At 61.4% G+C, this 13,458-nt stretch carries 9 protein-coding genes and 1 pseudogene; 4 read left to right on the top strand and 6 right to left on the bottom strand.

Going from position 1 to position 13,458, the window contains the following annotated elements; genetic code table 11:
* Positions 1-38 precede the first annotated feature (38 nt).
* From GSM73_RS05905 to aceK, 5 genes are all read right to left on the bottom strand, one after another.
* Positions 39-275, bottom strand: a complete 237-nt coding sequence (locus tag GSM73_RS05905; RefSeq protein ID WP_160891848.1) for an anti-sigma factor — start codon at positions 273-275, stop codon at positions 39-41.
* On the bottom strand, positions 269-880 hold the full coding sequence (locus GSM73_RS05900) for an RNA polymerase sigma factor (protein WP_047227925.1): 612 nt from the start codon (positions 878-880) through the stop codon (positions 269-271). The genes GSM73_RS05905 and GSM73_RS05900 overlap by 7 nt, the downstream gene beginning before the upstream one ends.
* Before the next feature lie 172 nt (positions 881-1,052).
* On the bottom strand, positions 1,053-2,174 hold the full coding sequence (locus GSM73_RS05895; protein ID WP_047227926.1) for a beta-ketoacyl-ACP synthase III: 1,122 nt from the start codon (positions 2,172-2,174) through the stop codon (positions 1,053-1,055).
* A gap of 324 nt (positions 2,175-2,498) precedes the next feature.
* Positions 2,499-6,410: an ATP-dependent RNA helicase HrpA gene (hrpA, locus tag GSM73_RS05890; RefSeq protein ID WP_047228035.1), complete on the bottom strand. Its 3,912-nt coding sequence runs from the start codon at positions 6,408-6,410 to the stop codon at positions 2,499-2,501.
* 207 nt (positions 6,411-6,617) lie between these two features.
* Positions 6,618-8,339, bottom strand: coding sequence for a bifunctional isocitrate dehydrogenase kinase/phosphatase (gene aceK, locus GSM73_RS05885; RefSeq protein WP_047227927.1), 1,722 nt, complete (start codon positions 8,337-8,339; stop codon positions 6,618-6,620).
* A gap of 130 nt (positions 8,340-8,469) precedes the next feature.
* Here aceK and GSM73_RS05880 point away from each other — a divergent pair, with 130 nt between their 5' ends.
* The gene (locus GSM73_RS05880; protein ID WP_047227928.1) at positions 8,470-9,387 is read left to right on the top strand and encodes a DMT family transporter; all 918 of its coding nucleotides are present in this window, start codon (positions 8,470-8,472) and stop codon (positions 9,385-9,387) included.
* Positions 9,388-9,556: 169 nt separating this feature from the next.
* Here the strand turns inward: GSM73_RS05880 and cysK are convergent, their stop codons facing one another.
* Positions 9,557-10,531, bottom strand: coding sequence for a cysteine synthase A (cysK, locus tag GSM73_RS05875; RefSeq protein ID WP_107322095.1), 975 nt, complete (start codon positions 10,529-10,531; stop codon positions 9,557-9,559).
* Between the two features lie 129 nt (positions 10,532-10,660).
* On the opposite strand from cysK, the gene GSM73_RS05870 reads away from it, so the two are divergent.
* The 3 genes and pseudogenes from GSM73_RS05870 to GSM73_RS26955 all read left to right on the top strand — a co-directional run.
* Positions 10,661-11,737: a DUF748 domain-containing protein gene (locus tag GSM73_RS05870; protein WP_047227930.1), complete on the top strand. Its 1,077-nt coding sequence runs from the start codon at positions 10,661-10,663 to the stop codon at positions 11,735-11,737.
* A gap of 141 nt (positions 11,738-11,878) precedes the next feature.
* On the top strand, positions 11,879-12,724 hold the full coding sequence (locus GSM73_RS05865) for a MoxR family ATPase (protein WP_003184225.1): 846 nt from the start codon (positions 11,879-11,881) through the stop codon (positions 12,722-12,724).
* A gap of 36 nt (positions 12,725-12,760) precedes the next feature.
* Positions 12,761-13,458 (top strand): annotated as a pseudogene (locus tag GSM73_RS26955) (hypothetical protein); the annotation flags it as partial.

Genomic DNA, 13,458 nt, shown 5'->3' with positions numbered 1-13,458 from the left:
CAGGCTCGCTCCCACAGGGGCGTAGGGGTGTCTGGGACTCAGCGAATATTTTTACGGCGCTCGGCCGCGAGTTTTTCAGCCAACTGATCCAGATTGGGAACCGGCGATTCAGGCAGCTTTCTGAGCGTGGCCTGCATCAGGCGCATCTGGCGAATGAAACGCCGGCACGTGGCACAGAACATCAGGTGATGGCGCACCATAAGGCGCTCACGAAAACTCAGTTGGCCGTCGAGAAAATCGCTGGAGCGCGCCACTTGTTCCTTACAGGTCAGCATTCGCCGGTTTCCTCGAAATGTTCTACGGTCGCAAAGACCTTCAGCCGTGCCCGATGCAACAGCACACGTACGTTGGAGAGCGAGATGTCCAGAAGATTACAGATGTCTTCCAGTTCCAGGCCCTGACGTTCGCGCAGGGTCAAGACACTGCTTTGCAGTTGCGACAGACTGAGCAGCGTGTGCTCGAGGCATTCGCGCAGCTCACTCATCGTGAGCAGCGCCTCCGGTGTGTCCTGATGCCAGGCGAACGGTGCTAGCAGCCAATGGCCATCCGCGGCGAAACGATCATCGCCCAGGGTGCCGTGGGGCGACGGCAGATCATCGAGCAACACCTCCCGACGGTTCTGCTTGTAGCGGCCCTTGGCGGCGTTGGCGGTGATGGTCAGCAGCCAGGTCTTGAGACTGGAGCGGCCCTGGAAGCCATTGAGGTTGCGCACCACTGACAACCAGGCGTCCTGCACCACTTCATCGGCATGCCGACTGCCCACGATGGCGTAGGCCACGGCGCGCATCGGGCTCTGGTAGGTGCTGACCAGCTCTTTGAAGGCCTGCTGCTCACCGGCCAGGAGGCGTTGGAGCAGTTGTGTGTCGTCGGTGACGGTCATTCAACGCCCATTGCTGAATAGATCGCGGTTGTGGCGAGGGGGCTGATGTGGGAGCAAGGCTTGCCCGCGATGCGGGCGACGCGGTCCTTCATAAACCGCGCTGCCTGTTTCTTGAGCAAGCTTTGCTCCCACATGACCTTGCTCCCACAAAAAATTCGTCGCCGCCAGAGGATCAATGCTTACGCAGAATCACGCTGCCAATCGAATAGCCGGCGCCGAACGAGCTGAGTACGGCGACCGAACCGCTGGGCAAATCATCCTGGTAGGAGTGAAACGCAATCACCGAACCCGCCGAACTGGTGTTGGCGTAGCGGTCGAGGATCACCGGCGCTTCTTCTTCGGTGGCTTCGCGACCCAGCAGCTTGCGCACGATCAGGTGGTTCATGCTCAGGTTGGCCTGGTGCAGCCAGAAACGCTTCACTTCACCGACGCTCAGCTGATTTTCTTCCAGGTGCACGCCAATCAGTTCGGCCACCATCGGGCAGACATCGCGGAAGACTTTACGACCTTCCTGGACAAACAACTTGTCACGGCTGCCGATCCCCTCTTCCCCGGCGCGGTTGAGGAAGCCGAAGTTGTTGCGGATGTTGTTGGAGAATTTGGTGAGCAGCTTGGTGCTGACCACGTCGAACTGATACGGCGAGGTCGCCAGGTCCGCCCGTTCGATGATCACCGCGGTGGCCGCGTCGCCGAAGATGAAGTGGCTGTCGCGGTCGCGGAAATTCAGGTGGCCGGTGCACACTTCAGGGTTGACCATCAGGATCGCCCGGGCCTGGCCCAGTTGTACGCTGTTGGCCGCGGCCTGGATGCCGAACGTCGCCGAGGAACAGGCCACGTTGATGTCGTAACCAAAACCTTCGATGCCCAGCGCTTCCTGGACTTCAATGGCGATGGCCGGGTACGGACGCTGCAGGTTGGAACAGGCGACGATCACACCATCGATGTCGGCGGCGGTGCGGCCGGCGCGTTCCAGGGCCTGTTTCGCGGCACCGACGGCCATTTCACACAGCACCGACCACTCGTCGTTGGAGCGCTCGGGCAGGCGCGGGGTCATGCGTTGCGGGTCGAGGATGCCATCCTTGTCCATGACAAAGCGGCTCTTGATGCCAGAAGCTTTTTCGATGAACGCCGCGCTGGATTCGGTCAACGCCTCGACTTCTCCCCGCTCGATGGCTTGGGCATTGTCGGCGTTGAATTGCGCGACGTAGGTATTGAAAGACTGCACCAGCTCTTCATTGGAGATGCTGTTGGCCGGGGTGTACAGGCCGGTGCCGCTGATGACGACGTTATGCATGGTCGTGTCTCTGATCTGTTCAGGCAGAAAGCGTTGGCACCGACGTACCAACACACAAGGGGTCTTTTCCCATCCAGGGGAAGCAGACCTGGCAGCGCTTTATTCCGATCCGCCCGTGATCATCGACGCTAAAAACCACGGGACCGGCATTTATAGGCGCGAAGTTTGCCATAAACGCTGGCGTTTGGCCCATTCTCAGTGAATTACAAAACCAAACCCTGTGGGAGCGAGCCTGCTCGCGATAGCGCTGGATCAGCCAGCATCAATGTTGACTGACCCACCGCTATCGCGAGCAGGCTCGCTCCCACAGGTCTTGCGCCGGGGTCAGGGCTCCACCTGCCCCCACTGCTTGCTCAAGCGCTTATCCGAAATCGGCACCTTGGTGCCCAGTTGCTGGGCAAACAGCGACACCCGGTATTCCTCCAGCCACCAGCGGTACAGCTCCAGTTGCGGGTCGCGCTTGCCTTCCTGGGCGTGTTTGCTGGCGCGGGTCTGGTACTGGGCCCAGAGGTTCGACAGTTCACCGCTCCAGACCCGGTCCTTCTGCACCTGGCTGCCGAGTTTCTCCAAGCGCTGCTCGATGGCCTTGAGGTAGCGTGGCAGCTCCTTGAGCCACTGATGCGGGGTTTCGCGCACAAATCCCGGGTACACCAGATGGCTGAGTTGCTGCTTGATGTCGTTCAGCGCCACGGCCTGGGCCAGGTCGATCTTGCCCTTGAAGCGTTTTTGCAGGCCGTGCCAGAGTTTGAGGATCTCCAGGGTCAGCTTCGCCAGGCGTTCGGCGTGTTCGGTCCAGCCGCCGCGTTTGCGCTCGGCCAGGGATGCTAGTGCGGCGCCATCACGGGGCAGGCTCGCCTCGCCTTCCAGCACGCAGCTGTCGAGACTGACCAGCAGGATGTCTTCCACCAGGCTGTCGATGCGTCCCAGTTCGCGGTACAGCAGGCCAAGTTCCGTCAACCCGGGCAGTTTGCCGCGCAGGAACTTGGCCGATTCTGCCAATTGCTGCATCAGCAACCGCTGCAAGGCGCGACGGTGCTGGAACTCGGCTTCAGCCGGGGTCGGGAAACGGCCTTCCTTGACCACACCGCCCTCTTCCACCAGCGCCGGGTACACCGTCATCGACAGCCCGGCAATCTTCTGTTGGGTTTTCTCGGCCACCGGGGCGAAGATTTTCGCTTCCACCGGCGCCTGGCTTTTCGCCGTCTGCGGCACGGCCAAGGCGGCCTGGCTGGCTTCGGCAAAGCGCGCCGTCAACTCGGCCAGGTCACGGCCTTCGCCGAGAAACTTGCCCTGGCCGTCGACGATTTCCAGATTCATGCGCAGATGGCTTTCCACCTGCTGCGCAGCTTCCGCCCAGGCTTCGTCGCTGACCCGCGCGCCGGTCATGCGCAGCAGTTCGCGGCCCAGGGATTGCGGCAACGAACCCTCAGCAAAGGTGATGCGTTGCAGCGCGGCCTTGACGAAATCCGGCACGGGCACGAAGTTTTTGCGCAGGGCCTTGGGCAGGTTGCGCACCAGGGCGATGCACTTGGCTTCGATCATCCCGGGCACCAGCCATTCCAGACGCTCCGGCGGCAACATGGGCAGCAGCGGTGCCGGCACGCGCAAGGTCACGCCGTCGCGGGGATGGTTGGGTTCAAAATGGTAGCTCAGCGGCAAGGTCAGCTCACCGACGCGCAACGTGTCGGGGTAGTACGCGGCAGTGACTTCACTGGCCTCGCGGGCCAGCACGTCTTCTTCGCGCATGATCAGCAGTTGCGGGTCTTTCTGGCTGTTGATCCGGTACCAGCTGTCGAAGGTCGCGGTCTGGTGGATCTCGGCCGGCAAGCGCGCATCGTAGAAGGCGAACAGGGTTTCCTCGTCCGCCAGGATGTCGCGACGGCGGGCCTTGGCTTCCAGTTCGTCGAGTTGCTCCAGCAGTTGGGTATTGGCACTCAGGCACTTGGCCCGGGACTGGATCTCGCCGCGCACCAGCGCCTCGCGGATGAACAGTTCCCGCGACACCACCGGGTCCACCGGCCCGTAATGCACCGGCCGGCGACCGACCACGATCAGCCCGAACAGGGTGATCTGCTCATACGCCACCACCTGCCCGCGCTTTTTCTCCCAATGGGGTTCGAAGTGGTTTTTCTTGATCAGGTGGCCGGCCAGCGGTTCGATCCAGTCCGGTTCGATCTTGGCCACCATGCGCGCGTACAGCTTGGTGGTTTCCACCAGTTCGGCGGTCATCAGCCATTGCGGACGCTTCTTGCCCAAGCCTGACGAGGGGTGAACCCAGAACCGTCGTTGACGGGCACCGAGGTAGTCGCCGTCTTCGGTTTTCTGACCGATCTGGCTCAGCAGGCCGGAAAGCACCGCCTTGTGCAGTTTCGGGAAATCAGCCGGCTCTTTATTGAGGCTCAACTGCATGTCGCGGCAGATCAAGCTCAACTGGCGATGGGAATCGCGCCACTCGCGCAGGCGCAGGTAGTTGAGGAAATTCTTGCGGCACCAGTTGCGCAGCGGGCTGGCGGTCAGGGCCTGGCGCTGCTCTTCGAAACCGCGCCACAGATTGACCAGCCCGGCGAAGTCCGAGTCGGGGTCTTTCCACTGGGCGTGGGCCTGGTCAGCCGCCTGCTGACGCTCCGGTGGACGCTCGCGCGGGTCCTGGATCGACATGGCGCTGGCGACGATCAGCACTTCCTGCAAGCTGCCCAGTTTCGCCGCTTCCAGCAGCATACGGCCCATGCGCGGGTCCACCGGCAAGCGCGCCAACTGGCGGCCCAGCGGGGTCAACTGACTGTTGCGGTCCACCGCCGACAGCTCTTGCAGCAAGTTGAAGCCGTCGCTGATGGCCTTGCCGTCCGGCGGTTCGATGAACGGGAAATCGGTAATCTCCCCCAGGCGCAGGTGCAACATCTGCAGGATGACCGCCGCCAGGTTGGTGCGCAGGATCTCGGGGTCGGTGAATTCCGGCCGGCCGAGGAAATCCTCCTCGCTGTACAACCGCACGCAGATCCCCGGCTCGACCCGCCCGCAGCGGCCCTTGCGCTGATTGGCGCTGGCCTGGGAAATGGCTTCGATGGGCAGGCGCTGGACCTTGGCGCGATAGCTGTAGCGACTGATGCGCGCGGTGCCGCTGTCAATCACGTAGCGGATGCCCGGCACGGTCAGCGACGTTTCAGCGACGTTGGTCGCCAGCACCACGCGACGGCCAGGGTGGGACTGGAAGATCCGCTGCTGTTCGGCTGGCGACAGCCGCGCATACAACGGCAGGATTTCGGTGTGTTTGAGCTGGGCCTTGCGCAGCATTTCCGCCGCGTCGCGAATCTCCCGCTCGCCCGGCAGGAACACCAGCACATCACCGGGGCTGCGGCGTTCGCTACGCTCATAGGCGGCGATTTCATCGAGGGTGGCGAGGATCGCCTGGTCGACGGTCAAGTCATCCTCGACGCGGTTGCCCTCCTCGTCCTGCTCCAGGGTCAACGGGCGATACCAGGTGTCCACCGGGAAGGTGCGACCCGAGACTTCCACGATCGGCGCGTCATCGAAGTGCTTGGAAAAACGCTCCAGGTCGATGGTCGCCGAGGTGATGATGACTTTAAGGTCCGGGCGACGCGGCAGCAGGGTCTTGAGGTAGCCGAGCAAAAAATCGATGTTCAGGCTGCGCTCGTGGGCTTCGTCGACGATGATCGTGTCGTAGCGTTCCAGGTAACGGTCGTTCTGGGTCTCGGCCAGCAGGATGCCGTCGGTCATCAACTTGATCAGAGTGTTGGCGTCGCTCTGGTCTTCGAACCGCACCTGGTAACCGACCAGCGCCCCCAGCGGCGTGGCCAGCTCTTCGGCGACCCGGCTCGCCACGCTACGCGCGGCGATCCGCCGCGGCTGGGTATGGCCGATCAAACCGTGCTGGCCGCGACCGATTTCCAGGCAGATTTTCGGCAGTTGCGTGGTTTTGCCCGAGCCGGTTTCGCCAGCGATGATCAGCACCTGGTGCTTGAGCAGCGCGTCCTTGATTTCGTCGCGCTTGGCGGCGATCGGCAAGCTGTCGTCGTAACGGATGACCGGCAGGCTGGCCTTGCGCGCCAACACCTGATCACACGACGCCTGCATGCGCGTCACCCACTGGGCCAGCTTGGCCTCGTCGGGTTTCTTGCGCAGCTCGAGCAACTGACGCCGCAACCGGTGACGGTCGGCGAGCATGGCGTGGTCGAGGTTTTTCAGCAGCTTGTCGATAGCGGGGGCTTGGTCAGTCATCAGGTACGCAAGGGTCGTCGGTTTGTGCAGGGGGCCGATTGTCGCAGATTTGCGCAGGCTGCGCCGACCCATGGCAGCCTGCCCGCTGTTCCCTTGTGGGAGCGAGCCTGCTCGCGATAGCGGTGGGTCAGTCGACATTAATGCTGGCTGATCCACCGCTATCGCGAGCAGGCTCGCTCCCACAGAGGTTTTGCGCTGACTTCGGGGTTATTCGCTGTCCAGATCTTTACGCCGATAGGGGAACACGTCGATCACCTTGCCCGCCCGAATCGCCTCTTGCAGGCCCTTCCAGTAATCGGCGTTGTACAACTCGCCGTGCAGTTGATCGAACAGTTTGCGTTGCCCCGCGTCGGCGAACAGGAAAGGTGGGAACTCTTCGGGAAAAACGTCCAGCGGCCCGATGGAATACCACGGCTCGGAGGCCATTTCGTCTTCCGGGGTCCGCGGCTGGGGAATGTGACGGAAGTTGGCTTCGGTGAGAAAGCAGATTTCGTCGTAGTCGTAGAACACCACGCGGCCGTGGCGGGTCACGCCGAAGTTCTTGAGCAGCATGTCGCCAGGGAAGATGTTGGCCGCCGCCAGTTGTTTGATCGCCAGGCCGTAGTCTTCCAGCGCCTCGCGCACCTGGTCCTGGTTGGCGTTTTCCAGGTAGAGGTTCAGTGGCGTCATGCGCCGTTCGGTCCAGCAGTGACGAATCAATACCGTGTCGCCTTCCACCGACACCGTGGACGGCGCCACGTCCAGCAGTTCCTCCAGGCATGCCGGTTCGAACTTGCTCAGGGGAAAGCGGAAATCGGCGAATTCCTGGGTATCGGCCATGCGCCCGACCCGGTCGACGCTTTTCACCAGCCGGTACTTTTCGATCACGGTCGCGCGGTCGACGTTCTTCGACGGCGAGAAACGATCCTTGATGATCTTGAATACGGTGTTGAAGCCCGGCAGGGTGAATACGCTCATGACCATGCCACGTACACCAGGGGCCATGATGAACTGGTCGTCGGTATTCGCCAGATGGTTGATCAGCGCCCGGTAGAACTCGGATTTGCCGTGTTTGTAGAAACCGATGGAGGTGTACAGCTCGGCGATGTGCTTGCCCGGCAGGATGCGCTTGAGAAAGCCGATGAATTCCGCCGGGACCGGCACGTCCACCATGAAGTAAGAACGGGTGAACGAGAAAATGATCGACACCTGCGCCTCGTCGGTAATCAGCGCATCGATCTGGATGCCCCGGCCTTCGCGGTGCAGCAGCGGGATCACCAACGGCCATTGGTCGTCCTGCGTATAGATCCGGCCCACCAGGTAGGCGCCCTTGTTGCGATAGAGCACCGACGAAAACAATTCCACCGTCAGTTGCGGGTCCTTGCAGACCCAGTCGGGCAGGTTCTCCCGCAATTGGGCTTCAAGGCGCTGCAAATCGCCCGGCAAGTCGGCGTAATCCTCGCTGAAACGGTAATCGGCGAAAATCGCCGCCAGCATCCGGTCCAGCTGGCCCTCAGGTTTGTAGGTACGGGTCTGGGCGGCTCGGGCGCGGCGCAGGCTGGGCCGGGTGGTATGGATGAACATGGTGCCGTCGCTGATCAGGTCATGGCTGAACAGCCCGCAGAAGATCGAGTTGTACCAGGTCTCGGACAGCTCATCGTCGAAACGCAGGTCGATCAGGCTGATGTAGGCGCTTTTGACCAGCGGCCAGCAACTGACGTCCATCAGCGCCTCGGCTGCGAAAGCCTTGCGCAAGCGGGCGACGGTTTCGAAGACCTTTTCTTCATACAAGTTGATCCGCGCCGCAGACGCCTCTTGTGCCTCCTGCCAACGGGCCTGCTCGAACCGGGCGCGGGCGCCATCGGTGATCTGCCGGAAATGCTCACGGTAATCGTCAAAGCCTTCGAGGATCGAACGGGCGATATCGGCGGCGGGCCATGGCTGCGGCATAGGGTAAACCTCGGCGGGTCATGCTTGTTATTGGCGACTGAGCTTAGAGGCCAATCGCGCGGCAACGCAACCATTGCCATCGGTCTTGAGCGAGGCGACACTTGCGACCCGATCAAGGAAGGAATGCGCTGTGAACCCCGTTGATATCCTGCGTTTGCTGTCATTGGCCGCCATCTGGGGAGCCAGTTTCCTGTTCATGCGCATTATCGCCCCTGTCATTGGCACAATCCCCACTGCATTTTTTCGCGTGTCCATCGCTTTTGTCGGCTTGCTGGTGATCCTGGCGTTGATGCGTATCGACTGGAATTTTCGCGGCAAGCTGAAAATCGTGATGGTGCTGGGCCTGATCAACTCGGGCATTCCGGCGACGTTTTATTCGCTGGCGGCCCAGGTGCTGCCGGCCGGTTACTCGGCAATCTTCAACGCCACCACACCCTTGATGGGGGTGTTGATCGGCGCGCTGTTCTTCAGCGAAAAACTCACCATGACCAAGGTCAGCGGTGTGTTCCTGGGATTGTTCGGCGTCGGCATCCTGACCGGCGCGGGGCCGGTGGCCTTCGATCTGCAATTGCTGATGGGCGCCCTCTCCTGTCTGCTCGCCACCACCTGCTACGGTTTCGCCGGGTTCCTTGCCCGCCGCTGGCTTGATCATCAAGGCGGGCTGGACAGCCGTCTCGCGGCCCTGGGCAGCATGTTCGGCGCCACGGTGTTGCTGTTGCCATTGTTTGGCTACAGCGTCATCAGTCACCCTCCGGCCAGTTGGGGTGGCTGGAGCGTCTGGCTGTCGCTGCTGGGGTTGGGCCTGGTGTGTACAGCGCTGGCGTACATTCTTTATTTCCGCCTGCTCAGTTCCATTGGCCCGGTCAAATCCATGACCGTGACCTTCCTGATCCCGCCGTTCGGCGTGTTATGGGGGGCATTGCTACTGGACGAACCGTTGGGGATGGCGCACCTGTATGGCGGGGTGCTGATTGCGGCGGCGCTGTGGCTGGTATTGAAACCAGCGGCGAGCGCGACCAAAGAGCCGCTCCCAGGCCAGCGCAACTGAACATCCCCCCACCCTTGTGGCGAGGGGATTTATCCCCGCTGGGTTGCGAAGCGCCCCCATAACTGACACCTCGAGGTGACTGAGCTGTTCTGGGGACTACTGCGCAGTCCAACGGGGATAAATCCCCTCGCCACAATAACCTTCGCTCACCAGTCGCTGGGGGGCACGATTACTGCTGAGTCTCCTGCTCAGTGAACAGATCACTGAACAACATGCTCGACAGGTAGCGCTCACCCGAATCCGGCAGGATCACGACAATGGTCTTGCCTTGCATTTCCGGCTTTTCCGCCAGGCGCACGGCTACAGCCATCGCCGCGCCACAGGAAATGCCGCACAGGATTCCCTCCTCCTGCATCAGGCGCAGGGCCATGGTCTTGGACTCCTCATCCGTAACCCGCTCGACCTGATCGACGATCGACAGATCGAGGTTTTTCGGCACGAACCCGGCACCGATCCCCTGGATCTTGTGGGGGCTGGGCTTGATCTCGTCCCCCGCCATCGCCTGGGTGATCACCGGCGAAACCACAGGCTCCACCGCCACCGACAGAATCGGTTTGCCGCAGGTGTTCTTGATGTATCGCGAAACCCCGGTAATGGTCCCGCCGGTGCCGACGCCCGCCACCAGCACATCCACAGCGCCGTCGGTGTCGTTCCAGATTTCCGGGCCGGTGGTTTTTTCATGAATGGCCGGGTTGGCCGGGTTATCGAACTGCTGCGGCATGAAGTATTTGGCAGGGTCGCTGGCGAGGATTTCGGCCGCTTTCTCGATGGCACCCTTCATGCCCTTGGCCGGATCGGTGAGCACCAGCTCCGCGCCCAAGGCCTTGAGTACCTTGCGCCGCTCGATGCTCATGGAGGCCGGCATGGTCAACATCAGCTTATAGCCGCGGGCGGCGGCTACGAACGCCAGACCGATCCCGGTGTTGCCGGAAGTCGGCTCGACGATGGTCATGCCGGACTTGAGCTTGCCCGAGCTTTCGGCGTCCCAGATCATGCTGGCGCCGATCCGGCACTTGACCGAGTAACCTGGGTTGCGCCCTTCGATCTTGGCCAGGATGGTCACGCCACGCGGGGCAATGCGATTGATCTGCACCAGTGGCGTATTGCCGATGGAATGGGCGTTGTCAGCAAATATGCGGCTCATGACTGGGTCCTTAATGCAGCGGGGATTTAGCGCTTAAAGGTATGCCTGTTGCCCATGGGCGTCCAGTTGCACCGAACGTTCCAGTTGTTACAACAGTCAATGTTTTAACAACGCGGGAGACTGACTGAAATGAAGCGTCGATACAGCTGGCCACTGTGGACTTTCGCCGCCATCGTTGCGGTGCTGGTGGCCCTGCATTTCACCTTGCCGTTCCTGGTGCGCGACTACCTGAACGACAAACTGGCCGACATGGGTGACTACCGCGGCCAGGTGACCGATGTGGACCTGGCGCTCTGGCGCGGGGCCTACCGGATCAACGGCCTGGAGATCGTCAAGGTCGACGGCAAGGTTCCCGTGCCATTTGTGGAGGCGCCACTGATAGACCTGTCGGTCAGCTGGCATTCGCTGTGGTACGACCATGCGGTGGTGGCCGAGGCGGAGTTCGTCCGTCCCGAAGTGAATTTCGTCGACGGCGGAGCCGACCGGCAGAACTCCCAGACCGGTCGGGGCACCAACTGGCGCGAGCAACTGAGCAAGCTGCTGCCCATTACCTTCAACGAAGTGCGGATCCGGGATGGCAAGGTGACGTTCCGCAACTTCAACTCCAAGCCGCCCGTTAACCTGCGGGCTACCGACGTCAATGCCAGCTTCTATAACCTGACCAACGTGGTCGACACCGAAGGCAAGCGCGACGCTCGTTTCGAGGGCAAGGCCCTGGTGGCCGAACATGCGCCGCTGGAGGTGCAGGCGACCTTCGACCCGTTGAGCGACTTCGAGGATTTCGACTTCCGCTTGCGCGCCAGGGACATCGAACTCAAGCGCCTCAACGATTTCGCCGCGGCCTATGGCAAATTCGATTTCAATGCCGGCCATGGCGATCTGGTGGTGGAGGCAGAAGCCGAGAACGCCCAGCTCAGCGGCTACATCAAACCGCTATTGCGCGACGTTGACGTGTTCGACTGGCAGCAGGATGTGGAAAACGAAAAAAAGAACATCTTCCGTTCGGTCTGGGAGGCCTTGGTGGGCGCGGGAGAAACGGCCCTGAAAAACCAGCGCAAGAACCAGTTTGCCACCCGGGTGGAGCTCAGCGGCAATGTCCATCAGCAGGACATCAGCGCCTTCGAAGCCTTCCTGCAGATCCTGCGCAACGGTTTCGTCCAGGCCTTCAATGCCCGGTATGAGCAGCCGCCGCCGTCGGCCGACTGAGTCAACATGTGACGCTCCATTCAGAGACTGAATACAGCGTCTGCGTTCACAGTCGGCGGGGCACCGCGTTATAGTCGGGCACGACATTTATTTCGCGCGCCCCGCCTCGTCAGGCCGGCGTCACGTTCGAGGAAATTACAGATGAAGTTCGAAGGCACCAGCGCCTACGTGGCCACCGATGACCTGAAGCTGGCCGTCAACGCCGCCATCACCCTGGAACGTCCCTTGCTGGTCAAGGGCGAACCGGGCACCGGCAAGACCATGCTGGCCGAACAACTGGCTGAATCCTTCGGCGCGCGCCTGATCACCTGGCACATCAAGTCCACCACCAAGGCCCATCAAGGCCTCTACGAGTACGATGCGGTCAGCCGCCTGCGGGACTCGCAGTTGGGCGTGGACAAGGTGCACGACGTGCGCAACTACCTGAAAAAAGGCAAGCTCTGGGAAGCGTTCGAGTCCGAAGAGCGGGTGATTCTGCTGATCGACGAGATCGACAAGGCCGACATTGAATTCCCCAACGACCTGCTGCAAGAACTCGACAAGATGGAGTTCTACGTCTACGAGACCGATGAAACCATCAAGGCCAAACAGCGGCCGATCATCATCATTACCTCCAACAACGAAAAGGAACTGCCGGACGCCTTCCTGCGCCGCTGCTTCTTCCACTACATCGCCTTCCCCGACCGCGTCACCCTGCAGAAAATCGTCGACGTGCATTACCCGGATATCAAGAAAGACCTGGTCAGCGAAGCGCTCGACGTGTTCTTCGACGTGCGCAAGGTGCCGGGCCTGAAGAAAAAACCTTCCACCTCCGAACTGGTGGACTGGCTCAAGCTGCTGATGGCCGACAACATCGGCGAAGCGGTGCTGCGCGAGCGCGACCCAACCAAGGCCATTCCGCCTCTGGCCGGTGCCCTGGTCAAGAACGAACAGGACGTGCAACTGCTCGAGCGCCTGGCGTTCATGAGCCGCCGTGGCACCCGCTGAACCCTCTTCGTTTCAACAAGAGCGAGGGCGATTGCCATGCTGCTTAACCTGTTCAATGAAATGCGCGCCGCCAAGGTGCCGGTGTCGGTGCGTGAACTGCTGGACCTGATCAACGCCCTGAAACAGCGGGTGATCTTCGCCGACATGGACGAGTTCTATTACCTGTCCCGGGCGATCCTGGTGAAGGATGAACGGCATTTCGATAAGTTCGACCGGGCCTTTGCCGCCTACTTCAATGGCCTGGAGAAACTCGATGATCATCTCCAGGCGCTGATTCCCGAAGACTGGCTGCGCAAGGAGTTCGAGCGCTCGCTGACCGACGAAGAGCGGGCGCAGATCCAGTCCCTGGGCGGCCTGGACAAGCTGATCGAGGAATTCAAGAAACGCCTGGAAGAACAGAAGGAACGCCATGCCGGCGGCAACAAATGGATCGGCACCGGCGGCACCAGCCCGTTCGGCTCCGGCGGTTTCAACCCCGAAGGCATCCGCGTTGGTGACGCCGGCAAGCGCCAGGGCAAAGCCGTAAAGGTCTGGGACCAGCGCGAGTACAAGAATCTGGACGACCAGGTGGAACTGGGCACCCGTAATATCAAGGTCGCCCTGCGCCGCCTGCGCAAGTTTGCCCGCCAGGGGGCCGCCGAAGAACTGGACATCGATGGCACTATCGACCACACCGCCCGGGACGCCGGCCTTCTGAATATCCAGATGCGCCCGGAGCGACGCAACACCGTCAA

The organism is Pseudomonas sp. PICF6 (assembly GCF_009831705.1).
In the GTDB taxonomy this organism is placed as follows: domain Bacteria; phylum Pseudomonadota; class Gammaproteobacteria; order Pseudomonadales; family Pseudomonadaceae; genus Aquipseudomonas; species Aquipseudomonas rhizophila.
This window is presented reverse-complemented; position numbering and strand designations above follow the sequence as displayed.

Coding starts and splice junctions, on each gene's coding strand:
- GSM73_RS05905 (WP_160891848.1), bottom strand. CDS start 275: ATGCTGACCTGTAAGGAACAAGTGGCGCGCTCCAGCGATTTTCTCGAC.
- GSM73_RS05900 (WP_047227925.1), bottom strand. CDS start 880: ATGACCGTCACCGACGACACACAACTGCTCCAACGCCTCCTGGCCGGT.
- GSM73_RS05895 (WP_047227926.1), bottom strand. CDS start 2,174: ATGCATAACGTCGTCATCAGCGGCACCGGCCTGTACACCCCGGCCAAC.
- hrpA (WP_047228035.1), bottom strand. CDS start 6,410: ATGACTGACCAAGCCCCCGCTATCGACAAGCTGCTGAAAAACCTCGAC.
- aceK (WP_047227927.1), bottom strand. CDS start 8,339: ATGCCGCAGCCATGGCCCGCCGCCGATATCGCCCGTTCGATCCTCGAA.
- cysK (WP_107322095.1), bottom strand. CDS start 10,531: ATGAGCCGCATATTTGCTGACAACGCCCATTCCATCGGCAATACGCCA.
- GSM73_RS05870 (WP_047227930.1), top strand. CDS start 10,661: ATGAAGCGTCGATACAGCTGGCCACTGTGGACTTTCGCCGCCATCGTT.
- GSM73_RS05865 (WP_003184225.1), top strand. CDS start 11,879: ATGAAGTTCGAAGGCACCAGCGCCTACGTGGCCACCGATGACCTGAAG.